This is a genomic window from Micrococcus sp. 63XJN7_8_ISO-PGPR-S23-253 (assembly GCF_056173425.1).
Window position 1 is genome coordinate 1,433,022 of the sequence record NZ_CM149673.1, and the last position, 26,845, is coordinate 1,459,866.

At 75.1% G+C, this 26,845-nt stretch carries 25 protein-coding genes; 2 read left to right on the plus strand and 23 right to left on the minus strand.

Translation table 11 applies throughout. The features are described 5' to 3' along the window. Positions 1–27: 27 nt before the first annotated feature. The 16 genes from AC0VX4_RS06615 to coaD form a co-directional block, all read right to left on the minus strand. A complete protein-coding gene (locus tag AC0VX4_RS06615; protein ID WP_144824296.1) occupies positions 28–1,014 on the minus strand; it encodes a Gfo/Idh/MocA family protein in 987 nt (328 codons plus the stop codon). Then, on the minus strand, positions 1,011–2,114 hold the full coding sequence (locus AC0VX4_RS06620) for a DegT/DnrJ/EryC1/StrS family aminotransferase (protein ID WP_144819476.1): 1,104 nt from the start codon (positions 2,112–2,114) through the stop codon (positions 1,011–1,013). The genes AC0VX4_RS06615 and AC0VX4_RS06620 overlap by 4 nt, the downstream gene beginning before the upstream one ends. Further along, the gene (locus AC0VX4_RS06625; RefSeq protein WP_144819475.1) at positions 2,107–2,730 is read right to left on the minus strand and encodes an acyltransferase; all 624 of its coding nucleotides are present in this window, start codon (positions 2,728–2,730) and stop codon (positions 2,107–2,109) included. Before AC0VX4_RS06625 ends, AC0VX4_RS06620 begins: the two co-directional genes overlap by 8 nt. Beyond that, the gene (locus AC0VX4_RS06630) at positions 2,727–4,037 is read right to left on the minus strand and encodes a nucleotide sugar dehydrogenase (protein ID WP_475464145.1); all 1,311 of its coding nucleotides are present in this window, start codon (positions 4,035–4,037) and stop codon (positions 2,727–2,729) included. Before AC0VX4_RS06630 ends, AC0VX4_RS06625 begins: the two co-directional genes overlap by 4 nt. Positions 4,038–4,148: 111 nt before the next feature. Next, positions 4,149–5,954, minus strand: a complete 1,806-nt coding sequence (locus AC0VX4_RS06635) for a glycosyltransferase family 4 protein (RefSeq protein WP_363738007.1) — start codon at positions 5,952–5,954, stop codon at positions 4,149–4,151. 87 nt (positions 5,955–6,041) lie between these two features. Further along, positions 6,042–7,298, minus strand: coding sequence for a UDP-N-acetyl-D-mannosamine dehydrogenase (wecC, locus tag AC0VX4_RS06640; protein ID WP_363738009.1), 1,257 nt, complete (start codon positions 7,296–7,298; stop codon positions 6,042–6,044). A gap of 97 nt (positions 7,299–7,395) precedes the next feature. Beyond that, entirely contained in the window at positions 7,396–9,591 is a 2,196-nt protein-coding gene (locus tag AC0VX4_RS06645) for a glycosyltransferase (RefSeq protein WP_475464146.1), read from the minus strand. Next, complete coding sequence (locus AC0VX4_RS06650) at positions 9,588–10,358, minus strand: hypothetical protein (RefSeq protein WP_216879415.1); 771 nt, start codon at positions 10,356–10,358, stop codon at positions 9,588–9,590. The genes AC0VX4_RS06645 and AC0VX4_RS06650 overlap by 4 nt, the downstream gene beginning before the upstream one ends. 82 nt (positions 10,359–10,440) lie before the next feature. Further along, positions 10,441–11,613, minus strand: a complete 1,173-nt coding sequence (locus AC0VX4_RS06655) for a glycosyltransferase family 4 protein (protein ID WP_363738013.1) — start codon at positions 11,611–11,613, stop codon at positions 10,441–10,443. Then, positions 11,603–12,748 (minus strand): LCP family protein, encoded by a 1,146-nt coding sequence (locus AC0VX4_RS06660; protein WP_065573644.1) that lies wholly within the window; start codon positions 12,746–12,748, stop codon positions 11,603–11,605. The genes AC0VX4_RS06655 and AC0VX4_RS06660 overlap by 11 nt, the downstream gene beginning before the upstream one ends. Before the next feature lie 50 nt (positions 12,749–12,798). After that, entirely contained in the window at positions 12,799–13,716 is a 918-nt protein-coding gene (gene mutM / locus AC0VX4_RS06665; protein WP_363738015.1) for a bifunctional DNA-formamidopyrimidine glycosylase/DNA-(apurinic or apyrimidinic site) lyase, read from the minus strand. A gap of 4 nt (positions 13,717–13,720) precedes the next feature. Beyond that, entirely contained in the window at positions 13,721–14,383 is a 663-nt protein-coding gene (rnc, locus tag AC0VX4_RS06670; RefSeq protein ID WP_020621711.1) for a ribonuclease III, read from the minus strand. A gap of 73 nt (positions 14,384–14,456) precedes the next feature. After that, positions 14,457–14,660, minus strand: coding sequence for a 50S ribosomal protein L32 (gene rpmF, locus AC0VX4_RS06675; RefSeq protein WP_017489305.1), 204 nt, complete (start codon positions 14,658–14,660; stop codon positions 14,457–14,459). Positions 14,661–14,662: 2 nt separating this feature from the next. Then, entirely contained in the window at positions 14,663–15,235 is a 573-nt protein-coding gene (locus tag AC0VX4_RS06680) for a YceD family protein (protein WP_060775663.1), read from the minus strand. Between the two features lie 173 nt (positions 15,236–15,408). After that, a complete protein-coding gene (gene galU / locus AC0VX4_RS06685) occupies positions 15,409–16,323 on the minus strand; it encodes a UTP--glucose-1-phosphate uridylyltransferase GalU (protein WP_049160607.1) in 915 nt (304 codons plus the stop codon). Between the two features lie 68 nt (positions 16,324–16,391). Further along, positions 16,392–16,865, minus strand: coding sequence for a pantetheine-phosphate adenylyltransferase (gene coaD / locus AC0VX4_RS06690; protein WP_336264907.1), 474 nt, complete (start codon positions 16,863–16,865; stop codon positions 16,392–16,394). Positions 16,866–16,998: 133 nt separating this feature from the next. Here coaD and AC0VX4_RS06695 point away from each other — a divergent pair, with 133 nt between their 5' ends. Further along, positions 16,999–18,252, plus strand: coding sequence for an aminotransferase class I/II-fold pyridoxal phosphate-dependent enzyme (locus AC0VX4_RS06695; RefSeq protein WP_475464147.1), 1,254 nt, complete (start codon positions 16,999–17,001; stop codon positions 18,250–18,252). A 237-nt stretch (positions 18,253–18,489) separates the two neighbouring features. Here the strand turns inward: AC0VX4_RS06695 and rsmD are convergent, their stop codons facing one another. Genes rsmD through AC0VX4_RS06715 form a run of 4 tightly spaced genes read right to left on the minus strand, consistent with a single transcriptional unit; the run spans position 18,490 to position 23,397 of the window. Next, positions 18,490–19,053: a 16S rRNA (guanine(966)-N(2))-methyltransferase RsmD gene (gene rsmD / locus AC0VX4_RS06700; protein WP_144824289.1), complete on the minus strand. Its 564-nt coding sequence runs from the start codon at positions 19,051–19,053 to the stop codon at positions 18,490–18,492. A 3-nt stretch (positions 19,054–19,056) separates the two neighbouring features. Then, positions 19,057–21,249 carry an ATP-dependent DNA helicase RecG gene (locus AC0VX4_RS06705; RefSeq protein WP_475464148.1) on the minus strand — a complete coding sequence of 731 codons (2,193 nt, stop codon included), beginning with the start codon at positions 21,247–21,249 and terminating at the stop codon, positions 19,057–19,059. Continuing rightward, the gene (locus tag AC0VX4_RS06710; protein ID WP_475464149.1) at positions 21,239–22,276 is read right to left on the minus strand and encodes a DAK2 domain-containing protein; all 1,038 of its coding nucleotides are present in this window, start codon (positions 22,274–22,276) and stop codon (positions 21,239–21,241) included. The genes AC0VX4_RS06705 and AC0VX4_RS06710 overlap by 11 nt, the downstream gene beginning before the upstream one ends. Further along, positions 22,273–23,397, minus strand: a complete 1,125-nt coding sequence (locus AC0VX4_RS06715; RefSeq protein WP_475464150.1) for an LCP family protein — start codon at positions 23,395–23,397, stop codon at positions 22,273–22,275. Before AC0VX4_RS06715 ends, AC0VX4_RS06710 begins: the two co-directional genes overlap by 4 nt. Positions 23,398–23,486: 89 nt before the next feature. On the opposite strand from AC0VX4_RS06715, the gene AC0VX4_RS06720 reads away from it, so the two are divergent. Beyond that, positions 23,487–23,966: a DUF3515 family protein gene (locus AC0VX4_RS06720; RefSeq protein ID WP_002856405.1), complete on the plus strand. Its 480-nt coding sequence runs from the start codon at positions 23,487–23,489 to the stop codon at positions 23,964–23,966. Positions 23,967–23,994: 28 nt separating this feature from the next. Here the strand turns inward: AC0VX4_RS06720 and AC0VX4_RS06725 are convergent, their stop codons facing one another. From AC0VX4_RS06725 to AC0VX4_RS06735, 3 genes are read right to left on the minus strand one after another with little or no spacing between them, the layout of a single operon-like run. After that, entirely contained in the window at positions 23,995–25,134 is a 1,140-nt protein-coding gene (locus AC0VX4_RS06725; RefSeq protein WP_002856407.1) for a D-alanine--D-alanine ligase family protein, read from the minus strand. After that, positions 25,131–26,168: an NAD(P)H-dependent glycerol-3-phosphate dehydrogenase gene (locus tag AC0VX4_RS06730; protein WP_002856409.1), complete on the minus strand. Its 1,038-nt coding sequence runs from the start codon at positions 26,166–26,168 to the stop codon at positions 25,131–25,133. The genes AC0VX4_RS06725 and AC0VX4_RS06730 overlap by 4 nt, the downstream gene beginning before the upstream one ends. Then, a complete protein-coding gene (locus AC0VX4_RS06735) occupies positions 26,165–26,839 on the minus strand; it encodes a lysophospholipid acyltransferase family protein (RefSeq protein ID WP_036334718.1) in 675 nt (224 codons plus the stop codon). Before AC0VX4_RS06735 ends, AC0VX4_RS06730 begins: the two co-directional genes overlap by 4 nt. Between the last annotated feature and the right edge of the window lie 6 nt (positions 26,840–26,845).

Sequence of the window (26,845 nt, forward strand, 5' to 3'; positions counted from 1 at the left end):
GCCACCACCGGCTTCCGCTCGGGGGCATCACAGGGCCACCCTCTCGCCCGTGCGGGCCGACGCGATCATCGCCTCGGCCACGCGCAGCGTGTCGAGCCCCTCCGCCATGGACACGTGCTCCTGCCGGACGCCGAGGATCGCGTCGCGGAACGCCTCGTGCTCGGTGTGCAGCGGCTCGGGCTTCTCGATCGCCAGCCGGGTGACGTCCCCCTCGGAGACGCCACGGAACGCGGACACCGCGTCCCAGCGGGTGCGGACCGATCCGTTGGCCTGGAAGGTCAGGTCCGCGTGCACGGTGTCCGCCACGAACGCGCCGAGCTCACCGGTGACGACCGTCTGGCGGATCTTCACCGGCGAGAGCCAGTTCACCACGTGGCTCGTGATGACCCCGCACTCGAGGCGGCCGCTGGCGACCACCATGTCCTCGTGCTCACGGCCGGAGTTGGTCATGGTCTCCGCGGCCACGCGCGTGAACGGGCTGTCCGCCAGCCACGCGGTCAGGTCGATGTCGTGCGTGCCGAGGTCCTTGACGACCCCGACGTCGGCGATGCGGGCGGGGAAGCCGCCCTGGCGAACGGTCGTGATCTGCAGGACCCGGCCCAGCTCGCCGGCCTGGATCCGGCGGCGCATCTCCTGGAGGGCGGGGTTGAAGCGCTCGATGTGGCCCACCGCGCCGACGAGGCCGGCCTCGTCGAAGGCGCGGACCAGGCGGGTGCCGGCCTCGGTGCTGTGCGCGATGGGCTTCTCGACCATCACGTGCACCCCGGCCTCGGCCAGGGCCATGCCGACCTCCTCGTGCAGGCCGGTCGGGACCGCGCACATGACGGCGTCCACGCCGTGGTCGATGAGCCCCTGGACCGAGTCGTAGAGGGGCAGGTCCCTCGCCACGCCGTGCGGGTCACCCATGGCGTCGGCCACGGCGACCAGCTCGGTGCCCTCGATGGAGCGCATCACACGGGCGTGGTGGCGTCCCATCATGCCCAGGCCGATCAGTCCGGTGCGCAGCACGCTCATGCGGCGGCCTCCGCCACCACGGTGTTGACGGCCTCGACGACGCGCGTGACGTCCGCGTCCGTGAGGGACGGGTGGACCGGGATGGAGAAGACGGTGGACGCGGCCACGCGGGTGTTCGGCAGGTCCGCCTCGACGCTGAAGGAGGGCAGCTCATTGGTGGGCACCGGGTAGTAGACACCCGTGCCGACCCCGAACTCGTCCTTCAGGCGGGCGAGCACGTCCGCCCGCTTCCCGGCCAGCTCCTCGGGCAGGCGGACCGTGTACTGGTGGTACACGTGCTCGGCGCCCTCGAGCACCGTCGGCACGGTGACCCCGCGCAGCTCGGCGTCGAAGCGGGCGGCGATCTCCTGCCGGCGCCGGGTCCACGCGCCGACCTTGGTCAGCTGCACCCGGCCGATGGCCGCGTGGATGTCCGTCATGCGGTTGTTGAAGCCCACGAGCTCATTGCGGTACTGGACCTCCATGCCCTGGTTGCGCAGCAGACGCAGGCGACGGGCGACGTCCTCCTCCGCCACGGAGACCATGCCGCCCTCACCCGAGGTCATGTTCTTGGTCGGGTAGAGGCTGAACATGCCCCACGCCCCGAAGGTGCCCACGGGGCGTCCCCTCCAGCGGGCGCCGTGCGCCTGCGCCGCATCCTCGAACAGCTGGAGGCCGTGCTCGCGGCAGATCGCCTCGAGCTCGTCCATGCGGGCCGGGTGGCCGTACAGGTGCACCGGCATGACGGCGGCGGTCCGCTCCGTCACCTTGGCGCGCACGTCCGCCGGGTCGAGGGTGTACGTCTGCAGGTCCACGTCCGCGAACACCGGGGTCGCGCCCGTGAGGGCGACGGCGTTGCCGGTCGCCGCGAAGGTGAAGGCGGGCACGATGACCTCGTCGCCGGGGCCGATGCCCGCGGCCAGCAGGCCCAGGTGCAGGCCGGAGGTGCCGGAGTTGACGGCCACGCAGGCCCGGCCGTCCACCATCGCGGCACCGAACTCCTCCTCGAAGGCCGCGACCTCGGGGCCCTGCGCCACCATGCCGGAGCGCAGGACGCGGTCCACCGCCTCGCGCTCCTCATCACCGATGAGCGGCTTCGCCGCCGGGATGAACTCAGCCATGGTTCTCCTCCTCCTGCGCGGGTCCGGCCGGGCGCAGCGCCCCGTCCCGCTCGATGAACGTCTCCCCGGTGTCCGGGCACACCCAGACGCCGTCCTTCTCCTCCAGCCGGCGGCCTGTCCGGCCGACCCAGCCGATGCGCTTCGCGGGCACCCCGGCCACGAGGCCGAAGTCCGGCACGTCGCGGGTGACCACCGAGCCGGCCGCCACCAGGGCCCACGCGCCGATGCGCACCGGCGCGACGCACACCGACCGCGCGCCGATCGCGGCGCCGTCGCCGATGTCCACGCCCACGGCGTCCCAGTCGTCCCCGGACTTCTGGGACAGGTCCGGGTTGACCGCGCGGGGGTAGGTGTCGTTGGTCAGGACGACGCCGGGTCCGATGAACACGCCGCGGCCCAGACGGGCCGGCTCGTAGACGAGGGCGAGGTTCTGGACCTTGCAGTCGTCGCCGAGCTCCACCCCGGTGCCGATGTAGGCCGCGCGACCGACGATGCAGCGCTCGCCGAGGCGGGCCTGCTCACGGACCTGCGCGAGGTGCCAGACCTTGGTCCCGGCGCCGAGGATGGCGTCCTCGGCCACGTCGGCCGAAGCGGCGGTGAAGACGTTCCCGCTCATCGGGCGGCCTCGGCGTCCTGCGGCAGGCCGATGACCCGACGGGTCACGCCCGCCCAGGCGTCGGCGTCGGTGACGTTGCGGCCGTCCACGAAGGTGCGCACGCCCGGCAGGTCGGCCGGGATGAGGGCGCGGTACTCGGCGTGGTCCGTCTGCAGGATCGCGGCGTCGACCTCGGCGCCTGCGGAGTGCGGGGTGAAGCCCAGCGCGGTGAGCTCCTCGTCCGTGTACATCGGGTCGTCCACGGTGACCTCGGCGCCGCGGGTGCGCAGGGCGCCCACGGTGGCGAACACACCGGAGAACGCGGTCTCCTTCACGCCGCCGCGGTAGGCGGCACCCAGCACGACGACGCGCTGACCGGCGAGGTCGCCGTGCGCCTGGGCGAGCAGGTCCACGGCGAAGTCCGGCATCGAGGCGTTCACGGCGCGCGCGGTGCGGACGATGTCCGCGGCCGGGTCGTTCCACAGGTACAGGCGCGGGTAGACCGGGATGCAGTGGCCGCCCACGGCGATGCCCGGACGGTGGATGTGGCTGTACGGCTGCGAGTTGGAAGCCTCGATCACCCGGTAGATGTCGATGCCGTTCGCGCCGGCGTAGCGGGAGAACTCGTTCGCCAGGCCGATGTTGACGTCGCGGTAGGTGGTCTCCGCGAGCTTGGCCATCTCGGAGGCCTCCGCGGAGCCGAGGTCCCACACGCCGTTGGGACGGGACAGGTCAGGACGCTCGTCGAAGTCCAGCACGGCCTCGTAGAACTCGCGGGCGCGCTCGGCGCCGGCCGGGGTCAGGCCGCCGATCAGCTTGGGGTAGCGGCGCAGATCCTCGAACACGCGGCCGGTGAGCACGCGCTCCGGCGAGAACACGAGGTGGAAGTCCTCCCCCTCGGTCAGGCCCGAGCCCTCCTCCAGCATCGGCTTCCACCGGGTGCGGGTGGTGCCCACGGGCAGCGTGGTCTCGTAGGAGACGAGGGTGCCCGGGGTCAGGTGCTTCGCCAGCTCGGTGGTGGCGCCGTCCATCCAGCCGAAGTCGGGGCGGGCCTCGTCGTCCACGAAGAGCGGCACGACGAGCACGACGGCGTCGGCCCCCGGGACGGCGTCGCCGTAGTCGGTGGTGGCGCGCAGGCGGCCGTCGGCCACCGTGGAGGAGAGCTTCTCCTGCAGGTGGGCCTCGCCCGGGAAGGGCTCGGTCCCCGCGTTGACGAGGTCCACGACGGTGGCGTTGACGTCCACGCCGACCACCTCGTGTCCCTTGCTCGCGAACTGCACGGCCAGCGGCAGGCCGATCTTGCCCAGGGCGACGACGGCGATCTTCATTCGGGTCCAGTCTTCCTTCCGTGCACGGGCCCCACGCGGCGAGCGTCGGGCGGGCGTCGAGGAGGCCCCCGGAACACGGGAGTGCGGGGGCCCGGCGCCAGCGTCACTGTATCAGCGCGGGTAGACGCCGAGCCGGTCGTACAGCGCCCGATAGCGGCGCGCGTTGGCCTCCCAGGTGCGCGTCTGCAGGGCCCATTCTCGGCCGGCCGCGCCGAGGCGCACCCGCTCGGCCGGGTTCTCCGCGAGCCGGTCGAGGGCAGCGGCCAGCGCGGCGGGATCCTCCGCGGGGACGAGCAGGCCGGTCCGCTCGTCCTCGACGAGCTCGGCCAGGGCCGGCAGGTCCGAGGCGACGACGGGTCGACCGGTGGCCGAGGCCTCGACGGTCTTCATCGGCGTCACCGCGCGGGTGACGGGCAGATCCCGGCGCGGGACCGTGAACACGTCCAGGGCGGCGTGGTGCAGGCGCGCGTCCTCGCGGTCGACCCGGCCGGGGAAGGCGCACAGCTCCGCGATGCCGAGCTCCGCGGCCAGGGCCTGCAGCCCGGGCCGGGCGACGCCGTCGCCGGCGATGTGCACGCGCAGCCGGGGACGGTGCGGGGCCAGCCGTGCGGCGGCGCGCAGCAGGGTGTCCAGGCCCTCGTAGTCCACGAGGCTCGAGACGGTGCCCACCACGAAGGCGTCGGGCGGCAGGTCCCAGCCCAGCCGGGCGCGTGCCTCGTCCCGGTCTGCCGGCTCGGCGATGAAGGCCGGGCCCACGGCGTTGGGGCAGAGCACGACGGCGTCCTCGGCCACCCCGGCCGCGACCAGGCGGTCGCGCATGCCCGCCCCGAGCGTCACGACCCCGTCGGCGCGGCGGGCGGCCTCGGTCTCCCGCTCCTGGAAGAGCCGGTACCGTTCCGAGGCCAGGGCCTCGGGACCGCGCACCGCCGCCCACGTGTCCGCGAGCTGCCCGCGGACCTCGTACACCCACGGGATCCCGAAGGCCCGCGCCACGGCCTCGACCGCGAGCGCGTTCACGAAGTGCGTGGTGGTGTGCAGCAGGGCGGGACGGTGTCGTCGCACGTACGCGGCCAGCAGCTCGGCGTGCTGCTGGATGCGGGCGGCCTGGCCCTGGGCGAGCCGGGCCGGCAGCAGCCGGGCATAGCCGATCCCGTCCACGACATCCCGCTGTGCCGCCCAGGGCACGCCGATCTGCACGGGGTAGCCCGGCCGCGTCACGGCAGCGACATCGAAGCCCTCGTCCCGCAGGGAGGTGAGGATCGCGTGGCTGCGCTGGGCGTACCCCGAGCCGGTGTGGGGCAGGGAGTTGGTCAGCACGTGCAGCACCCGGCCCGGGACCGGGCGGTAGCCGGGCTCGGTCGGCACGGTCGGGGCGACGCCGCGGAACGCGTCCCGCTCCCCCGCCATGCGGCGGGCGAGATGACGGTTGCGGGGATGCCGCGCGGCGAGCACGGCCGCGCCGCCCAGGTCGCCGCGGTGGGCCGCCAGGCGTGCGGCGGCGGCCGTCCACGCCGCGCCGCGCTGCTTCTCCGGCACGCCGCCGAGCAGCGTCTCGGCGACGTCGGGCCGGCCCATGCCGAGGGCCGCGTCGGCCCGGTGGACCAGCCCGCGGCGGCTCCCGGCCCCCGGACGGGACGCGCGGACGGGACGACCGGCCTCATCCACGCCGAGGGCGGCCAGGGCCGCCGCGCGCTCGCCCCGCATCTCGTGGCCGAGCGCGGGCACGACACCGTTCCGGCCCAGGCGGGTGAGGACGCCGGCCGCCCCGCCCGCCGCCGCGGGCGGCAGCCGACGGGAGACCTGCAGGGCCAGCAGCACCGGGTCGTCCGTCACGTGCTCGCGGACGGTCTGGGCGGTCAGGGCCAGGGACCGCAGCAGCGGGCGGCGGGACGACGCGGGGCGCTCGCGTGCGGTCATCGGTGCGGGCTCCTGTCGGCGGGGCGGGCGGGGCGCGGGCCGCGTCGGGTCAGAGGGACGGGCCGGTGCGCCACTGGCCGCGTCGGGTCAGAGGGACGGGCCGGTGCGCCACTGGCCGCGCGTGTCGATCACGCGCTTGTCGGCCACGCGGTTGCCGAGGTCGGCGAAGGCGGAGTGGTCCACCAGCAGCACCACGATGTCGGCGGCATCCAGGGCCTCGTCGGCCGCGACCAGGCGCACGTTGTCCTTGCCCTGCAGCGCGGCCGGAAGCTCCGTCACGTGCGGCTCGACCACGAGCACGTCGGACCCGGAGAACTGGCCCGCCAGCTCGGCCGCGATGTTCAGGGCCGGGGACTCACGCAGGTCGTCGATGTTCGGCTTGAAGGCCAGGCCGAGGGCGGCGACGACCGGCGCGCGGCCGGTGGCCTGCTGGACGTCGAAGGCCGCAGCCTTGACCCGGTCGATGACCCACTGGGGCTTGCCGTCGTTGATCTCCCGGGCCGCGCGGATCAGCCGGGCGGTCTGCGGGGCGGCGTCCACGATGAACCACGGGTCCACGGCGATGCAGTGGCCGCCCACCCCGGGGCCCGGCTGCAGGATGTTCACGCGGGGATGGTGGTTGGCGAGCTCGATGAGCTCCCACACGTCGATGCCCTGCTCGGCGCAGATCACGGACAGCTCGTTGGCGAAGGCGATGTTGACGTCGCGGAAGGAGTTCTCCACGAGCTTGGCCATCTCCGCGGTGCGGGTGTCCGTCAGCAGGATCTCGCCCTCGCAGAACGTGCGGTAGAGGTCGCGGGCCCGCTCGGCCGCGCGCCGGGTCGAGCCGCCGACGATCCGGTCGTTGGTCACGAGCTCGACCATCACGCGGCCCGGGAGTACCCGCTCGGGGCAGTGGGCGAAGTCCAGCTCGGACTCGCGCAGCTCAGGACGCTCGGCGAAGATCACCTCGGCCATGTGCTCGGTGGCGCCGGGGGGCGAGGTGGACTCGAGGATGACGAGCTCGTCGCCGGTCAGCTGCGGGGCCAGGCCGCGGGCGGCGGCCTCGATGTAGCCCAGGTCCGGGGAGTGTCCGTCCTTGAACGGGGTCGGCACGGCGACGATGTAGGCGTCCGCGGCCGGCGTCGTCTTCGAGGCGCTGAGCAGGCCCTTCTCGACGCCGCGCGTAACGAACCCGGCCAGGTCCGGCTCCACGAAGGGCACCGTGCCCGCATTCACGGCGTCCACCGTGCGGTCCGAGACGTCCACGCCGAGCACCCTCACGCCGTTCTCGGCGAGGATGGCGGCGGTGGGCAGGCCGATGTAGCCCAGGCCGATGACGGCGACGGTCTCGATCTTCTTCACGGGGTCTCCTCAATGGGGAATGGTTCACGGCGGCTGCCCCAGGCACCGGCGGGCGGGGGCGGACGCGTCCCACCCTACCGCCGTCGCCCGGCCTGCCTCAGTCCAGCCCCAGCGCCTCGCGCCACAGGCCGGCCACGACGCGCTCGTCGTACGCGCGCACCCGGTCCCGGGCCAGGGTCGAGAGCTCGTCCCACCGCGCGTCGTCGGCGACCGTCTCGAGCACCCGCCGCGCCGCGGCGTCCGTGTCGTCGAGCACGAACTCGTCGCCGAACACGCCCCTCGCGCCGGGCCGGTCCCAGACGAGCGGGACCGCGCCCGAGACCATGCCCTCGGCGGGCGCGAGGTGGAAGCTCTCGGTGGTGGACGGCGAGAGCACCCAGCCGATCTTCGTCAGCCACGAGCCCATGTCCGCCCCGAAGGGCTCGAAGGCGACGGCCCCGCGCAGCGGACCGGCGCCGAGGCGGGCGAACAGGTCGAGGTAGCCCTCGCGCTGGAGGGGCTTGCGCCACTCGTGCGGGTACTCCCACGGCATGCGGCCGCGCACGTGCAGGGTGAACCGTTCGTCATGGGCGCGCAGGATCTCCAACAGGTCCACGGCCCGGTCCAGGCGCTTGCGCAACGGCACCACGCCGACGAGGCCGAGCCGGAACCGGCGACCCGGCAGGCCGGGACGGTCCAGGTCCGCCACAGACACGGCGTTGGGGATCACCGTGACCCGCGTGGGCTCGATGGGCAGGTGCTCGCGCACCAGGTCCCGGTAGAGATCGGAGACGGTCACGAGGCGGTCCACGGCGTCGGTCTCGAGCGCGGAGAGCCAGCCACCGCGCAGCTCGAACATGTGCAGGCGGACCACGAGCCGCTGGCCGGGCCGCTTGTGGCGGGCGTACCAGACGGCGTTGGGGCCCGCCCACTCGCACACCACGACGTCGGCCCACTCGACGAGGCGGCGTGAGGCGGCCTCGTCGTGGCGGTGCAGGCCCTGCCAGTGGTCGATGCGCAGCTCGACGCCCGGGTCGTCCCGCAGCAGGTCGACGAGCTCGCCCGCGAACTTCAGGTCGTGGCCGGCCAGGACCACGCGGGTGCGTGACCCGCCGCGGGCGGGCCGTCGGTCGAGCAGACCGAGCCGGTCCATGACGCCTGTCAGGGCGCGTGCGCGCGCGGCCATGCGGTAGGGGGCGGCGGCCTCGACGACGCGCCGCGAGAGGGCCGGCAGGTCGTGGCGGGCGGCCGCGATGCGGGCGGCCACGTCCCGGGCCGAGTCCCTCACCCCGTCCACGAACAGGGGGTAGTCGGCCCCCAGCAGCTCCTCGTGCGCCACGGTCCGGTTCAGGAGCGGCGGCACTCCGACCGCGCAGCTCTCGAGCACCTTCGTGGAGATCTCGAGCGAGAGGTCCAGGGCGGGGGCGCGCCAGCCCAGAGAGACGTCCGCGGCCGCGGTGCGGGCCATGGACTCCTCGCGGGAGAGCGCTCCGGTCCACTCGAAGTCGGGCCGGTCGGCCTCGAGGCGGGAGCGCATCCCCGCGGCCCAGCCGGGCCGGTCACGCTCGGGGTGGACCTTGTCCCCCACCATCGTGAGCGTGGCCGGGACGCCGGCCTCGTGGAGGGCGGTCAGCACGTCCGGCATGAGGTCGGTGCGCCAGTCGTGGGCGAACTTGCCCGTGTACACGAGACGCACCGGGCCGTCGGCGGGCGCCTCGGCGCGTTCGGCCGGAACGAGCCCGTCCGGCACCATCGGCGAGAGCAGCTCGGTGCGCCCGGCGGCGGCCGGGACCATCGCCTCGAGCACGGCGCGAGCCTGGGGCGTCTGGGCCAGCATCAGACGGCTCGCCGCGGCGACGCGGCCGAGCTCCTCGACGCGCCCGGCCGGGAAGCCGTCCTCCACGTAGCCGTACTCGGTCACGTAGGACCACAGCCGCCCCGGGAAGGCGCCGCGGTCGGCGAGCTCGAGGCAGGCGTGGATGCCGCGCACGAGCACCACGTCGTACCGGGACTCCTCGTCCCGGCGGGCCAGCACGTCCGCGGCGCGGGAGGGGGTCATTCCCCCCTGCCCGGCCTCCGGCTCGGCGGCGAGCACGCGCACCCCCGTCAGGGCGCGCAGCGGAGCGGTGAGCAGGTCCCGGCGTTCGACGGCCTTGAGCTGGACGTCGACGCTCGCACCCGTGCGGGCGAGGGTCTCGGCCAGGGAGGGCAGCCACGTGGCGGAGCCGTCGATGACGTTCAGGTCGACGTCGCCGTAGAGCAGGACGCGCACGTCGGCGGCGTCGGTCAGGCGGTCGGGGTGGTGCGTGTTCATGCGCTCTCCTCCGGGCAGGCGGCGAGGACGTCGGCGATCCCCTGGGGCGCGTCGCCCGGGTCCTCGGTGAAGTGCAACGGCGTCCGGCCCGCGCCGGCCTCGACGACGATGACGTCCTCGGCGTGCAGCAGGGCGAGGGCCCCGAGCCGGTGCCGGTGACGGCCCCGGGAGAGCACCCAGACGGTGACCCCGCGCGCGGCGGCCGCGCTCACGGCACCCCGCAGCTCGAGGTAGAGGGCCGCGCCGGCGGCGTCGAGGGCCCCGGCCCACGGCCCGTCCACGCCGTCCACATCCACGACGACGGCCTCCACGCGTTCGGCCACCGCGCCCGCGGTGCCCGGCACGAGCGGCACGACGCGGTGCCCGGCGGCCGCGAGGGCCGCGCGCACGTCTGGGGCGGCGACGACGCCGACGGCCCGCCCGCCCCGCTCGGTGCGGGACGTGTCGGCCAGGCCCAGGGCCCGCTCGAGACGGGCCGCGGCCTCCGGATCGGCGCCGACGGCGGCCGCACCGCGGCCGGTGAGGGAGGCGCTGCCGGGGCGGGTGCGGGCCGGCCCGCCCGCCAGGCCCAGGGCGTCGGCCGGCCGGGCGTGCGCCGGACGGTCGCCCCAGCGGATGCCGAACACGCCGCGGACCTCCTCGGCCACCTGCGGCGGCAGCCTGCGCAGCAGCGCGCCGCCGGTGCGGCGCACCCGACGGCGCTGTTCGGGCGGCAGCAGGCGAGCGCCCGCGCGCGCGACCCGACGGATGGACTTCCCAGCTGGCATCAGAACTGTTCCTCGGTGTCCCGGTGGAGTGCACCCGGCCGGGTGCGGCGGCGTCAACCCTAGCAAGGGGCCGACGTCGGGCTCAGCGACCGGCGACGCGGCGCAGCAGTCGCTCGTAGCGGCGGGCCACGGCCGGCAGGTCGGCGTGGCGGCGCACCCAGTCGCGTCCGCCCGCGCCGACGTCGGTGCGGTGCGGATCGTCCGCGAGCGCCGCCAGGTGCCGCACCAGGTCGTCCACGTCCGGGCCGATGACCTCGGCGCCGCCGGCCGCCTCGAGGGTGCGGGCGGCCTCCCCCGTCACCAGGCCCGTGACGTGCCGGCCGACGGCGAGCACCTCGTAGGTCTTGGAGGGCACGGTGTGCCGGAAGCTCGGCCAGTCGGGACGCAGGGCCACCACCAGCGTGTCCGCCCACGCGTACTGCTCGGCCACGGCCGCGCCGTGGACGGGTCCGAGGATCTCGGCCGGCGAGCCGAGCTCGGCGTTGCGGGCCTCCAGCGCCGGGCGTCGGGTCCCCTCCCCGACCAGCCGGACGCGCACCCCCGGCCGGGTGCGACGCAGCGTCGCCGCGGCGTCGATGAGCCGCTCGAGCCCCTGGCTCTCGCCCATGTTGCCCAGGTACAGCACGTGGAGCTCACCGGCGGCCCGCTCCCGCCGGGGCGCCACGGCCAGGCGGGCCAGGTCCACGCCGTTGCCCAGGGTGCGGACCACCCGCACGCCGCGCCCGCGCAGCGTCTCCGCGAAGCCGTCCGTGACGGTCACCACGAGCCGGGCCGCGCGCTGGCCGCCGGTCACGACACGCTCCATCGCGACGCCCAGCAGGCCCTGGTGGACCCCGGCCTCGTGGGCGAGATCCGGCCAGGCGTCGCGCATCTCCAGCACGAGGGGACGGCGCCAGAGGCGGGAGAGCACGACGCCGGGCACCACCACGGGCAGGGCGGGCACGGTGGCCACCACCACGTCCGGGCGTCGGGTGGCCATCCCGCGGGGGATGGCGAGCAGGGCGTGCACCACCGCCTCGGCGAAGCGGCCGTTGCGGCCGGCCTCCCCCAGGGGCAGGCGAGGCGTGGGCAGGACGCGTTCGCCGTCGGGCCCGGCGAAGGGGCGCACACCCCCGGGCGCGACGACGTCGACGTCCCAGCCCGCCGACCGCAGCGCCGCCACGACCGCGCCCCAGCGACGCGCGGGCGGAGTGCGCTCGGGCCGGTAGGAGTGGGAGACCAGCAGGAGGCGGGGGCGGCGCGGCTCAGTCGTCACAGGGGTCCTCCCCGAGGGCGGGTGCGGGCGTGGTGCCGGTCAGCAGGGTCAGCACGGGGGCGGGCCCGCCGGCGGCCTGGGCCTTCTTCTCCTTCTTGGGCTCGTGCTCGTCGACATAGCGCTGGACGTCGTCGTCAGCGAGGGCGGAGCGCAGGTCCGCCAGCTTGTCCTCGTCGAGCTCGACGATGGCGTCGCCGTTCGGCCCCTCCGCGAAGCCCTTGCGAGGCACCGTGAACATCTCGACGTCCTCGCCGCGGACGTCGCGCAGCTGCCACGCGAGCGAGGCGATCACGCCGGACGTGAGCCCCTCGTCCACACCGAGGTGGTCGGAGAACGTGGCGACGACCTCGGTGGTGCGGGCGGGATTGCCCAGGATCTGCGGGCTGAGGAAGCGGTCCATCGCACCGGCCAGGTAGCGCTGCTGGTTCTTCACGCGGGTGACGTCGCCGTCGTCGAAGGCGTGCCGTTCGCGCACGTAGCGCAGGGCAGCGGTGTCCTGCAGCAGGATGTGTCCGCGCGGGTAGTACGAGGGGTTGGCCTGACCGGAGGAGAAGGCCTGCGGGTTGCAGACCTCGACGCCGCCCAGCGCGTTCGTCACGCCCCGGAAACCCTGGAAGTCGACCTCCAGGACGTGGTGGATGGGCACTCCCAGCAGCAGCTCCACCGTGTCCACGGCGAGCGCGTAGCCGCCCGTGTCGAAGGCCGAGTTGATCTTCGCCTCGCCGTGGCCGGGCACGGTGACCCACGAATCCCGCAGCACGGACATGACGTAGACCTGGCGTCGGTCCGCGGGGATGTGCACGAGCATCATGGTGTCCGAGCGCTGGCCCATGTCCTGCTCGCCCTCGCCCTCGCGGGAGTCGGAGCCCAGGACGAGCACGTTCAGCGGGCCGTCCCCGGCCGCCTGCTCGAGCGCCCCCACGTCCACCGTCTGCCGGTGGTCGTCGAAGGTGCGCCCGAGCGAGCCCGCGTACCAGGCGCCCAGGCCGAGCAGCGCCGCCAGCAGGACGGCGAGCACGCCGACCACCCACGGCCAGCGACGGCGGCGCCGCGCGACCGGCGGGGCGTCGTCGCGCGGGGACTCGGGACGCGGCAGGGGCTCGGGCGTCCAGGACGCGGCCGGGGGATGGCTCACTCGGGTCTCCTGCTCGAGGTCGGGGGTCAGCCCAGTCTACGGACGCCTCGTCAGGCGTCGGCCGCCACGGCCCGGCGACGGCGCGGTCTGGGCTGGCAGCGCGGGCACAGGTGGCTCGCACGGTTCATGAACGGCTCGCGGACGATGCGGGAGTCGACCCCCTCGGCGGCGCAGCGGCGACACGGCTGTCCGGTGCGCCCGTAGGCCGCCAGGGAGCGGGCGAAGTAGCCCGATCGCCCGTCCACGTTGACGTAGAGCGCGTCGAAGCTCGTGCCCCCCACCTCCAGGGCCCGGCGCATCACGTCCTGGACGGCCGCCATGAGGCGCAGCGTGTCGGCCCGTCGCATGCGCTCGGTCGGGCGCTCGGGGTGCAGGCGGGCGCCCCAGAGGGCCTCGTCCGCGTAGATGTTGCCGATCCCGGAGACCAGCGACTGGTCCAGCAGCGCGCGCTTGAGGGTGGAGCGGCGCCGTGCCAGGCGCGCGTGCACGGCCACGGGGTCGAACAGCGGGTGCAGCGGGTCCAGGGCGATGTGGGCGGCCGTGGTGGGGATCCGCTCACCACCGGCGGCGTCGTCGGGCCGCAGGGCGTCGAGCCACCAGCCGCCGAAGATCCGCTGGTCCACGAACCGCAGCTCGCGGGCGGAACCGTCCGCCGCGGTGACGGGCAGGCGCAGGCGCAGGTGTCGCTGGTCGGTGGCCCCCGGTTCGTCCACGAGGATCTGCCCGCTCATCCCCAGGTGCACGACGACCGCGTCGTCGCCCTCGGCCAGGGGCAGCCAGAGGAACTTGCCGCGGCGAGCCGGCTCGGCCAGCCGGGCGCCGCGCAGCCGCTCCCGGAGGGCGTCCGCACCGCCGGGGCTGCGACGCAGCGAGCGGGGGTCGAGGACCTCGAGCTCCGCGGCGACGGCGTCCGTGGCCCACCGGGCCAGGCCGCGCCGGACGACCTCGGCCTCGGGCAGCTCCGGCACGGGCTCAGCGCCCCGCGGCCGGCAGGCCCGCCTCGAGGGCGGGCCACGAGGCGGCCGCGGCGTCCCGCTCGGCCTGCTTCTTGGAGCTGGCGACGGCGGAGCCGTACTCGCGCTCGCCGACGACGAGGGTGGCCCGGTAGCGGGGGTCGTGCGCGGGGCCCTGCCCCTCGATCGCGTAGCGGACGGCGCCGAGGCCGTGGCGGCTGGCGGCCTCGGCCACGACCGTCTTCCAGTCGGTGCTCTCGCGCAGCAGGTCCGGCTCGTCCAGCAGCGGCACCACGTGGCGGTGCACGAGTGCGGCCGCGGCCACGGCCCCGTGGTCCACGTAGACGGCGCCGATGAGCGCCTCGAGGGTGTCGGCGAGGATCGAGTCCTTGTCCGCCCCGCCGGTGCGGCGCTCTCCCGTGCCCAGGCGCACGAACGGGCCGATGCCGATCCGGCGCGCCACCTTCGCCAGGGCACGCGTGGACACGACGGCGGCCCGGCGGCGCGCGAGGTCGCCCTCGGCCAGGTCCGGGTACACCGTGAAGATGTGGTCGGTGACCACGTAGCCCAGCACCGAGTCCCCGAGGAACTCGAGGCGCTCGTTGGTGGGCAGCCCGCCCTGCTCATAGGCGAACGAGCGGTGCGTCAGAGCACGTTCGAGCGTCCCGGCGGTGATGTGCACGCCGAGACGCTCGAACAGCTCTTCTGGCTCGGGCGCGGGCTCAGGCCCGCGGCGAGCCGAGGGGGACGCCATCTCAGGCGTCGGCGACCTTGCGGCCCTTGTACTCGAAGAACAGGGGGGTGCCGGCGGCGTCGGTCTTCAGCTCGGCCTGATGGGGCAGGCGGTACGAGACGCGACCGTTCTCGACGGACTTCACCAGGGTGGGCGCGGTGGCCTTCCACTGCGACCGGCGGGCACGGGTGTTGGCACGGGACATCTTCCGCTTCGGGACTGCCACGACTATCTCTCTTCTGTCTCGGTGATGGAGGTCTCTGAGGTGCCCGCGAGGTGGGCCAGGGCGGCCCAGCGCGGGTCCACGCGCTCGTGGGCGTGCCCCTCGGGCGCGTCCTCGAGGCGGATGCCGCAGTCGGCGCACAGGCCCTCGCAGTCCGGCCGGCACAGCGGCTGGAACGGAAGGGCGATGACCACGGCGTCCCGGAACACGGGTTCCAGGTCCACGGTCTCGCGCACCACGAGCGGCTGCTCGCCGGCGTCGTCCTCGGACGCGCCGGTGAGGTACAGCTCCTGCAGGTCCACGGTGATCCCCTCGTGCAGCGGGCGCAGGCAACGGCCGCACTCGCCCTTCAGGGTCGCGTCCGCGGTGCCGGTGACGAGGACACCCTCGTGCACCGACTCCAGACGCAGGTCCAGCTCGACGGGGTCCCCCTCGGGGATCCCCAGCAGCGGCGTGGAGACGCCCGCGGGGGCGGGCCACTCGGCCGTCAGCTCGCGCTGGACTCCGGCCCCGCGCGTCAGATCGCGCACGGGGATCACCCACGGCGAGTCGGCGCCGTGGTGCTGGATGCTGTCCATGGTCGCTCCTCTCGGCGGGTGGGACGGCGGGGTACACGGCCCGTCCGCACGCCCTCTGCGGGGGTGCGATGCGGCCTGGACACGGGTCCAGCCACGACGGGCCGACAGCCCATCCTACCGGGTGGGTCCGCGTCGGCCAAAGCCGACGGCGGCCCGCGCGTCGCCGGCCCGGTTCAGAGCCCGGCGGTGAACTCCCGGAGCCAGGCCCGCAGGTCGGCCCCGAGGTCCTCGTGCCGCGTCCCGAACTCGATGACCGCCTGCAGGTAGCCGAGCTTGTCCCCCGTGTCGTAGCGGCGGCCGTCGAAGACGACGGCGTGCACACCGCGACCCTCACCGTCCTCCGTGGCCAGCCTCTGCAGCGCGTCGGTGAGCTGGATCTCCCCGCCGCGGCCGGGCGGGGTCTCGTCCAGCACGTCGAACACCTGCGGGGCCAGCACGTAGCGGCCGATGATCGCGAGGGTGGAGGGGGCGTCCTCGCGGGCCGGCTTCTCCACGAGGTCGGTGACGCGGACGACGTCGTCGCCCTCCCCCGGCACGGCCTGCACCGCGGCCACGCCGTAGGCCGAGACGGCCTCCTCCGGGACCTCCATGAGGGCGATCACGGAGCCGCCGAGGCGCTGCTGCACGTCGATCATGCGCTCGAGCAGCGCCTCGCCGTCGCCGATGATGTCATCGCCCAGCAGGACCGCGAACGGCTCCTCGCCGACGTGGCGGCGTGCACAGTTCACCGCGTGGCCGAGCCCGAGGGCCTCGCCCTGACGGACGTAGTGGATGTCCCCCACCAGGTCCGACTCGTGGATCTGCGCGAGCCGCTTGGCGTCGCCCTTGTGCTCCAGCGCGGCCTCCAGCGCGGGATGGCGGTCGAAGTGGTCCTCGAGGGCCCGCTTGTTCCGGCCCGTGATCATCAGCACGTCCGCCAGGCCCGCACGCCGGGCCTCCGTCACCACGTATTCGATGGCCGGCCGGTCCACCACCGGCAGCATCTCCTTCGGCATGGCCTTGGTGGCCGGCAGGAAGCGGGTGCCCAGGCCGGCGGCCGGGATGACGGCCTTGCGGGTGCGGGGGCGGGAGGGGGGCGGGACGGTCATCGGCGGTTCTCCTGCAGTCGGTGGGAAGGGACGAGCAGAGGGGTGGCCCGCGGGTGGGCCGGGCGGGGTCAGACCCCGCCGTCGAGGCCGCGCAGGACCGCGGCCGGGACGAACTCGGCGACGTCGCCGCCGAGTCCGTGGACCTCCTTGATGAGCGAGGAGGACACGTGGGTGTACCGGGCGTCGGCCGGGAGGTAGACCGTCTCGACCCCGGTGAGGTGGCGGTTCATCGCGGCCATCGGGGCCTCGAACTCGAGGTCGGCGCCGCCGCGCAGCCCCTTGACGATCGCGTCCGCGCCGATCTGCCGGCAGAACTCGGCCAGCAGGCCCGGGCCCATGGGTCGGACCGCGACACCGGCGAGGGAGGACACCGTCGCCTCGATCATGGCGATGCGCTCGTCCACGCTGAAACGGTACGTCTTGGCCGGGTTGGAGGACACGGCGACCACCACCTCCTCGAAGAGGTTCGCGGCTCGCGCGATCACCTCGACGTGCCCCTTGTGGAGGGGATCGAACGAACCAGGGCAGACGGCACGACGCATGGGTGCCAGCCTAGCGGGGGGCCGCGCCGAGCGGCGACGGACGCCCGTCCGGTCCGGCTCCGGCGCGTCGCGGTCGTGACGGACGCGGCATGCGCCGCCGGGTGCGGTCCGCGGCACTGGGTACAGTGCGGCCATGGACGGAACCCAGCCCACCCCCGGATCGGCACGGCACGACGTCGACGTGGACGCGCCGTGGCGTCGCACGGCGGCGGCCGCGGGCCTGCTCGGCGACGCCGGCCCCGTGCCCACCGTGTTCGAGACGATGACGGGCCTCGCCGTCGAGCACGGGGCCGTGAACCTCGGCCAGGGCTTCCCCGACGCCGACGGCCCCGACACGCTGCTGCGGCTGGCGGCCGACGCCGTGCTGGCGGGCCCCAACCAGTACGCCCCCGGCACGGGCGACCCCGCGCTGCGGCAGGCCGTCGCAAAGCACCGCCGGCGCCACTGGGGCGTGACGGAGGACCCCGCCACGCAGGTCATGATCACCACGGGTGCCACCGAGGGCATCGCCGCGACGGTCCTGGCGTTCGTGCGCCCGGGCGACGAGGTCGTCACGGTCGAGCCGTTCTACGACTCGCACGCCGCCACGATCGCCCTGGCCGGCGCCCGGCACGTGAGCGTGCCGGTGGAGGCGCCGGACTTCCTTCCGGATCCGGCGCGGGTGGCGGACGCGATCACCGACCGCACGCGCCTGCTCATCGTGAACACGCCGCACAACCCCACGGGCGCGGTCTATCCGCGGGAGCTGCTCGAGGAGCTCGTGGCCCTGTGCCGGTCCCGGGGCGTGCTGATGCTCTCGGACGAGGTCTACGACCACCTCGTCTACGAGGGCGAGCACGTCAGCCTCCGCTCGGTCGCGGGCGCCGAGGACATCGCCCTGACGGTCTCCAGCGCAGGCAAGGCGTTCGCGGTCACCGGGTGGAAGGTCGGCTGGCTCAACGGCCCGGCCGAGCTCGTCGGGGCTGCGCGCGCCGTCAAGCAGTTCCTCACCTACTCCTCCGGCCCCGCCTTCCAGCGCGCGCTGGGTGCCTACCTGCCCACCGACGACGCCGAGCGGCACCTCGCCGGCCAGCGCGAGCGGTACCGCGACGCCCGGGATCGGCTCGTGGCGGGCCTGCGGGAGGCGGGCCTGGACCCGGTCGTCCCGGCGGCGGGCTACTTCGTCGTCGTGGACCTGGCCCCGTGGGGTGTGACGGACGCGGCCGAGGCCGCGGTGCGGTGGACGCGTGAGGCCGGCGTCACGGGCATCCCCGTGGGCGCGCTCTGCCGCCCGGACGGGGGCCACCTGCGGTCGTGGCTGCGGCTGGCGTTCTGCAAGTCCCCGGATGCGATCGACGAGGCGATGCGCCGCCTGGCCGAGGCGGCCCCGCGGCTGCGCGCGGCCTGACCCCCGACGCTTTCGTTGACGAAACGGCGGTCCCCGGAGCACTTTCGTTCGGGAAACGGCGGTCCCCAGAGCATTTTCGTTCGGGAAACGGCGGCCGGCGTGCTCGCGGTTCGGTGCTGAGCACAGTCCGTTCCGCCCTCCCGTCTCCCCCGTGAGAACGGGCCACGACGCCGCCGTTTCCCGAACGAAAACGGGCCGACACGCCGCCGTTTCCCGAACGAAAGCGGGTGGGTGGGGTCAGCGCTCGTCCTGCCAGAGGTACAGGGCGGTCTCGCCGTAAGCGCGCACCTCGACCTCCTCGAGGCCGCGCGGCCGGCGCGGCGCCGCGTCCCGGGCCGCCCGCTCGAGCACGAGCAGCCCGCCCGGGGCGAGCCGCCCGGCCGCCGCCTCCAGCACGGCCTCGAGCGGCGGGCCGGCCAGCGGGTACGGCGGGTCGGCCAGGATCAGGTCCACGGGCGCGGCCTCCGCCGCGAGTGCCTGCTCCACGCTCCCGGCGCGCACGCGCACGACGTCGGCCCCGCGCGCCCGGTTGACCAGCGCGGCGTTCGCGCGGCACGCGGCCACGGCCTTCCGATCCCGCTCGACCAGCAGCACCGATGCCGCTCCGCGGCTGGCGGCCTCGCACCCCAGGGCGCCGGAGCCGGCGTAGAGGTCGAGCACGGCCGTCCCGTCCAGCCAGTCGCGGGCCTCGAGCCAGGAGAACAGGGCCTCCTTGGTGCGGTCCGTGGTGGGGCGCGTGCCGGTGCCGGGGACGGCGCTCAGGGGCCGCCCGGCGGCCGCGCCGGCGATGATGCGGGACATGGCTCAGCCCTTCTCGAGGTAGTCGGCGGCGGTGAGGTGCTCGGCCTCCCAGCGGGCCACCTCGGCGGCGAGCGCCGGGTGGGCGGAGAGCCCCGGGCCGGCCGCCATGACCTGCGCGACGGCGTCGGCGGCCACGGCGATCAGTGGGGCGTCGGCGATGACGTCCACGTGGTGCAGCCCCGAGGCCAGCCCGGACTGGGCGGCGCCGAGCACGTCGCCGACACCGCGCTGGGCGAGGTCCTCCTGCGCGATGCGCATGCCGTCCTGCTCCTGAGCCAGGACCTCGAGCCGGCGCAGCGACGGGTGCCCGTCCGGCAGGCGCGTGGCCAGCAGGCAGACCGCCGCCCCGGGCCCGCGGCCCACGCGGCCGCGCAGCTGGTGCAGGGTGGACAGGCCGAAGTCGTCGGCGTCGAGGACCGCCATGACCGTCGCGTTGGGCACGTCCACGCCCACCTCCACGACGGTGGTCGCCACGAGCACGTCCGTCTCCCCGCGCGCGAAGGCCTGCATCGCCGCGTCCTGCTCGGCCTGGTCCATGCGCCCGTGCACGGCGTCGATCCGCAGCCCCGCCAGCGCCGGGAGACCCCGCAGCCGGGGTGTCATCTCCTCCACGTTGGCGTGACCCGGGTCGGCGTCGTCGGGGTCGATGCGCGGGCACACCACGAACGCCTGGTGGCCGGCCGCCACGTGCTCGGCGATCAGCTCCCACACCCGGCCGATCACGCGCGGGCCGTGGGCCATCCGCGCCACGTGCGTGGTGACCGGCTGTCGCCCCGAGGGCAGCCCCTCGAGCACCGACAGGTCCAGGTCACCGAACACCGTCATCGCCACGGAGCGCGGGATGGGCGTGGCGGACATGACGAGCAGGTGCGTGCCGGGGTTGGCCCGCCGGAGGGCCTCGCGCTGATCCACGCCGAAGCGGTGCTGCTCGTCGACGACGGCCAGGGCCAGCTCCGCGAAGCCCACCTTCTCGGAGAGCAGCGCATGCGTCCCCACGGCGATCCCGGCCTCGCCGGAGGCCAGGGCCAGCAGCGCCTCCCGGCGTGCGGCGGTCTTGAGCGAGCCGGTGACCAGCACGACCCTCGTGGCCGGGCCGTCGCCGGCACCGAGGGTGCCGGCCTCGGCGAGGGGGCCCATCAGGCGCAGCAGGGCGCGGTGGTGCTGCGCGGCGAGCACCTCGGTGGGCGCCACCAGGGCGGCCTGGCCGCCGGCGTCCACGACCTGCAGCATCGCCCGCAGGGCCACGAGCGTCTTGCCCGCGCCCACGTCCCCCTGCAGCAGCCGGCTCATCGGGGCGTCCCGGGCCAGCTCGGCGGACAGCTGCTCCCCCACCGCCACCTGGCCGGGCGTCAGCGCGAACGGCAGACGGGCGTCGAGAGCCTCGAGCAGGCCCCCGGGCCGCGGCGGGCGGGGCACGGCGGGCACCGCCCGCTCCCGGTCCCGGCGCCAGGCGAGCGCGGCCTGGACGAGCAGCGCCTCACGCAGGGCCAGCGCGGTCCGCGCCGGCCCGGTGGCGGCGACGTCGTGCGGGGCGTGCAGGTCCCGGTACGCCTGGGCGGTGCCCGGCAGTGGCGCGTCCAGGTCGAGCGCCGCGGCGGCCTCCGCGCGGATCCGCTCGGTGAGCAGCTCGGGGATCCGCCCCAGGTCGACGGTCTCGAGCACCCGGACGACGGCGGAGCGGACCGTCCACGACGGCAGCTTCCCCGTGGCCCGGTAGAGCGGGACCGGTCGCACGTCCACCTCCCCCGGGGCGACGTCGTCGTCCAGGAGGGCGAAGTCCGGGTTGTTCAGCGTGATCCGGCCGCGGTACTCGGTGGTGCGGCCCTGGAACATGGCGGTCATCCCGGGGGCGAGGCGGCGGCGGGCGTCGTGGCCGTTGAAGAAGGCCATGGACAGGCTCGCCCCCGGCACGCCGACCACGGACGGGTCCGCGACGGTGACGTCCACGATGAACCCGGGCCGGCTGTGCATGCGCCGTGTGGTCACCGACTCCACGACGGCGACGACGGTCACCTCGGCGTCGTAGGGCAGCGCGGCGATGGGGGTGAGCTCGCCGCGCTCGATCCAGCGGCGCGGCACGTGGTCCAGCAGGTCCCCGACCGTGGTCAGCCCGAGCTCCTTCTCGAGGCGGGCGGGCAGCGTCCCACCCAGCACCTCGGACAGGGGCAGGTCGGTGACGGTGGCCTCAGCGGCCATGGCACCCGTCCGGTGCGGCGTCTCCGTGCGACGGCCCGGCCAGGTCGGTGACGGCCAGGCCCTCGACGTCGCCGGCGGCCCGCAGGGGGCCGATCGCGTCCTCGGCGCGGGGCACGTGCACGTGGACCCGCCACGCGACCCGGCCCTGCCCGTCACGGGCGGTCCCGACGGGGGCGAGGATCACGGCGTCCCCCACGTCGGCCAGCCGTCGGCGCAGCTCGGCCGCGGCGAGCGGGGTGAGCGTCAGGGTGCCCATCACCTCGACGGCCCCCTCGATCGGCGCCTCCGCCTCGGCGGCGGGCTCGCCCTCCGCGGCGTGGGCGCCCTCGCCGTAGCCGTGGAGCGCGGTGGCCAGCTCCTCGTCCACGGGCGTGCCCGTCACGACGGCGCGCAGCGCCTCGAACACCCAGAGCAGCCCGACGGCGCCGGCGTCCACGACGTGCGCCCGGGTCAGCGGGGCGAGCAACGACTCGGTCTCCTCCACGGCCTGCACGCAGTCGGCCAGCATGAGGGTCACGGCCGGACCGAGCCGCACGGCCGGGTCCGCGTCCCCGGCCACCGCGGGCGTGTCGGGGGCCTGCGTGGACGAGCGCGCGAGGCTGCGGGCGGCCGCGGAGAGCACCGTGAGGATCGTCCCCTCGCGCGGATCCGACAGAGCCTGCCGGGCGGCCCGGTCGGCGGCTCCGAACGCCGCCGCCAGGGCGAACGCGTCGACGCGCTCCCGGCCGCGCAGAGGCTCGGCCATCCCCGCCAGGCTGACCGCGAGCAGCATGCCCGAGTTGCCCCGGGCTGAGTCCAGCGCGGCCGCGCCCGCGTGCGCGAGCACGGCGCCGGCGTCGTCCTGTGCGGGGCAGGCGTCGGCCGCGGTGCGGGCCGCCGTCAGCGTGGCCAGCATGTTCGTGCCCGTGTCCGCGTCCGGGACCGGGAAGAGGTTCAGGGCGTCGAGCCGCGGCGCGGCCCGGCCCACGAGCTCCTCCGCGAGCGCGAGCCAGTGCGGCACCAGCGACGGCCGGGGCGGCGTGCTCACGGCGCCACGGCCTCCCCCACGGTGCCGGTGCGGATGCCCTCACCCAGGCGGGCGATCGCCGCCCAGTCCGGCCACACGACGTCCTCACCGGTGTCCGTGTAGCCCACGCCCACGGACGGCACCGTGCTGGTCACGATCGGGGCGTCGCGCGCGTCGCGCAGGGACCACGCCAGGTTCGCGAGGGTGCTGGAGTCGAGCTCGTCGTCGAGGGTCAGGAAGGGGGCGAACTCCTCGACGGCGGCCTGCACGCGGCTCGGGTCCGAGAGGGTGTCGCGGGAGAGGAACGCGGCCACGATGGCCTTGACCAGGCGCTGCTGGTTCTCCACGCGGTCGAAGTCGCTGCGCGGCAGGTTGTACCGCTCCCGCGCGTAGGCCAGGGCCTTGTCCCCGTCCATCTGCACGGTGCCCGCGGGGAAGTCGACGCCGCCGGTCGAGACGAAGGCGCTGGGGTTGTCCACGCTGACGCCGCCCAGGGCGTCCACGAGGCCCTTGAAGCCGGCGAGGTCCACGGCGATCACGTGGTCCACGCGCGCCTGGAACATGTTCTCCGCGGTGGCCACCGTCAGCGGGATGCCGCCGTACTGGTAGGCGGCGTTGACCTTGTGGTCCCCGTGCCCCGGGATCGGCACCCACATGTCACGCATGATGGACATCACCTGGATCTCGCTGCGGTCCCCGGGCACGTGGACCCACATGAGGGTGTCCGATCGGCCGGCGGAGTCACGGCCCTCCGCACCCGCGTCCTCGCCGACGAGCAGCACGTCGAGGGCCTGCTCGTCCGCCTGCTCGTCCGCGCCCGGGGCGACGGGGCCCTGGGCGCCCTCGGCGGCCTGGTCCGCGTCCATGCCGGGCGGCGGCGCGGTGGGCTGCTGGGCGGACGCCCCCGCGGCGCCCGGGCGGCCCGACTCGGCGGGGAACGCGCCGCCGTCGAAGCGCTGGGTGTCCTGGTCGATGATCCGGGCGATCCCGCCGACGTACACCGCCGCCGCGATGCCCACGGCCAGCAGCGCCACGAGCACCACCGCCAGGGCGATCAGCCACGGGCGGCGACGACGACGGCGCCGCCCGGCGGCGACGTCCTCCTGCGGGGGGCGGGGGCGGGGGTCCGCGGTGCTGCTCACGTGGGCTCCTGGGGCGGGGACGGGAACGGTCCCGCCCATGCTAGGGCACGGGCCCCCGCGGGTCCCGGCGCCGCACGTATCCTGGGCGGATGGAACCCCGCCGCCTGCGTCGTCTCGTGCCCCTCCTGACCGCGATCGCCCTCGGCGCCACGGCCTGCGCCGGACGGGTGGCCACGGTGGAGGCCGCGCCCCACGCCGCGGACCCGGCATGCGCCCCGACCATGGTGGCCATGCCCGACGTCCTGGGCGACCTCGACCTGCGCCCCACCGACAGCCAGGCGACGGCCGTGTGGGGTGACCCGGCCGCCGTCGTCCTGCGCTGCGGCGCCGAGGTCCCCGGCCCCACCACGGACCGCTGCATCTCCGTGGACGGGATCGACTGGGTCATCCGGGACGAGGACGAGAACTGGCGGATCACCACCTACGGCCGCGACCCGGCCGTGGAGGTGCTGTTCGGCAAGGACCAGGCCAGCTCGGACACCGTGATGGTGGGCCTGTCCTCGGCGGTCGCGCAGATCGAGTCCAGCGGCGGCTGCGTCAGCCTGCAGGACGCCACACCCGTCGGCTGAGACCGGCGCGGGCCGGCCGCGAGCCGCGTCAGTGCAGGCCGACACCCCGCTCGAGGGCGAGGTCCAGCAGCTCCGAGATCAGATCGTCGTAGGACAGGCCCGTCCGCTCCCACATGGCCGGGTACATGCTGATGGGCGTGAAGCCCGGCATGGTGTTGATCTCGTTGACCACCCAGCGCCCGTCCGGGGTGAAGAAGAAGTCGCAGCGGCCCAGGCCGGATCCGTCCACGGCCTCGAAGGCGCGGATCGCCAGGGCGCGCAGCCGCTCGATCTCCTCCTCCGGCAGCTCGGCCGGGCAGGACAGCTGGGTGGTGCCGGTGTCCTGGTACTTCGACTCGAAGTCGTAGAACTGCGTCTCACCCTCGTCGTGGGCCACGACGATCTCCCCCGGCAGCGAGGCGCGCGGGGCGGCGGAGCCGTGGCCGTCGAGGACGGCGCACTCGATCTCGCGGCCGACGATGCCCGCCTCCACCACGACCTTGGGGTCGAAGCGCCGGGCCTCCTCGACGGCGGCGCGCAGGCCCGCGGGCTCGGTGACGCGGGTGATGCCGAAGGACGAGCCGGCGCGGGCGGGCTTGACGAACAGCGGGTAGGCGAGCGCCCCGGCCCGGGCGAGAGCCGCCTCCGGATCGCGCGCCCAGTCGCGGGCGGTGATGGTCTCCCACGCGCCGACCTCGAGGCCGGCGGCCTGGAAGGAGACCTTCATGAAGTGCTTGTCCATGCCGACCGCGGAGGCGAGCACGCCGCAGCCCACGTAGGGCAGACCCAGCGACTCGAACATGCCCTGGAGAGTGCCGTCCTCACCCCAGGGGCCGTGCAGCAGCGGGAACACGACGTCCACGGGGCCCAGCGAGGAGCCGTCGGCCGCGGTCAGCTCGACGGTGCCGTCCGGCAGGGCGCGCAGGCTCACCGGGGCCTCGGGCTCCGGCACCTCCGGCAGGACGTCGCCGTCCAGGCGGAACGAGGCCACGTCCAGCTCGTCGTGCGACCACAGGCCGGAGCGGGCCACACCCACCGGCACGACGTCCCAGCGCTGACGGTCGGCCGCGTGCAGCACGCCCGCCGCGGTCACGCAGCTGATGGGGTGCTCGCTCGAGCGGCCGCCGAAGAGCAGGAGCACGCGGGGACGCGCGCCGGCGGCGGCCTCCGGGGCGGGGGTGGCGGTCATGCGGTGCGTCCTTCCGACTTCAGGTCACGGGCGAGCAGCAGCTCGGCGAGGCGGTCCACGGCCACGTCCCCGGCGACCACCCGGTCCATCAGCTCGCTGATGGGCATCTCCACACCGTGGGCGCGGGCGGCGTGCACGATGGCGGAGACGGACTTGATGCCCTCGGCCGTCTGGCTCATGGCGGCCACCGCCTCCTCCGCGCTGAGGCCGGTGCCGATGTGGCGGCCGGCCGTGCGGTTGCGGGAGAGGGGCGAGGCGCACGTGGCCACGAGGTCGCCCAGGCCGGCGAGCCCGGCCATGGTGGCCGGGTCGCCGCCGAGCGCGACGGCCAGCCGGGTGGTCTCGGCCAGGCCCCGGGTGATGACGGAGGCCTTGGAGTTGTCCCCCAGCCCCTGCCCGTCGCAGATGCCCACGGCGAGCGCGATGACGTTCTTCACCACGCCGCCGATCTCCACGCCCACGACGTCCGTGTTCGTGTAGGGCCGGAAGGTCCGGCCGGCCGTGAGGGCGGCGATGCGCTCCGCCGTCGCGCGCGAGGCCGAGGCGACCACCGTGGCGGTGGGCTCGCCGCGCGCGATCTCGAGGGCGAGGTTGGGTCCGGAGACCACCGCGAACCGGTCCGGGCTGAGGCCCAGCTCCTCCGCACACACCTGCGACATCCGCGCGTCGGTGCCGCGCTCGAGGCCCTTGACGAGGGAGACCACGACGGCGTCCGGAGCCAGGTCGGCGCGCACGGCGTGCAGGGTCTCGCGCACGTGCTGCGCGGGCACGGCCACCACCACGACGCCGGCGTCCCGGACCGCCTCGGCGGCGTCGGTGACGGCACGCACGCAGGTGGGCAGGGTGATGCCGGGCAGGTACTCGGGGTTCTCGTGTCGCTCGGTGATGGCCTCAGCGACCTCGGCCCGCCGGGACCACATCACGATCTCGGACGCGCGGGCGGGCTCGGGGCTGGTGCTCAGGCCCAGGACGCGGGCGAAGGCCGACCCCCAGCTGCCGGCCCCGAGGACGGCGACGGTGCGCGGATCGCTCATGCCCCGGTCACCCGCGCTCCGGTCGTGGGGTCCCAGCGGCCCTCCGGGGCCGGTTCTCCGCGCAGCTCGGCGACCAGGTCGGTGATCGCGGCCATCATGCGGCCGGTGCCCTCACGCAGGGTCGCCGCCGTCACGGGGCGGTCCCGCAGGTCCGCGAGGTCGACGGGCGCGCCGACCCGGATCCGGGCGGTCTTGCGCGGGAGGACGCGGAGGGAGCGGCCGCCGTACGGCAGCAGCTCCTGGATGCCCCACTGACCGACAGGGATGAGCGGGGCGCCGGTCTGCAGGGCGAGGCGCACGGCCCCGTTGCGCCCGGCCATGGGCCAGCCGTCGGGATCGCGGGTGACGGTGCCCTCCGGGTAGACGATGATCGCCCGGCCCGTGGCGACGGCCTCGCGAGCGGCGGCGAGCGAGCGGCCGCCGTCGCGGGTGCGCTCGACCGGGATCATGCGGGTGGCCTCGAGGACCTGCTTGAGCACGGGCACCTTCCAGAGCTCGGCCTTGGCGAGGAAGGTCGGCAACAGGCCCTGGTTGTAGACCATGTGGGCCACGGAGAGCGGGTCCACCTCCGAGATGTGGTTGACGGCGAGGATCGCGCCGGTCTCGGGCAGGTGCTCGGTCCCCTCCCACACCTGGCGGACGAGGGCCCGCATCGCCGGTCGCACGATCACCCCCGG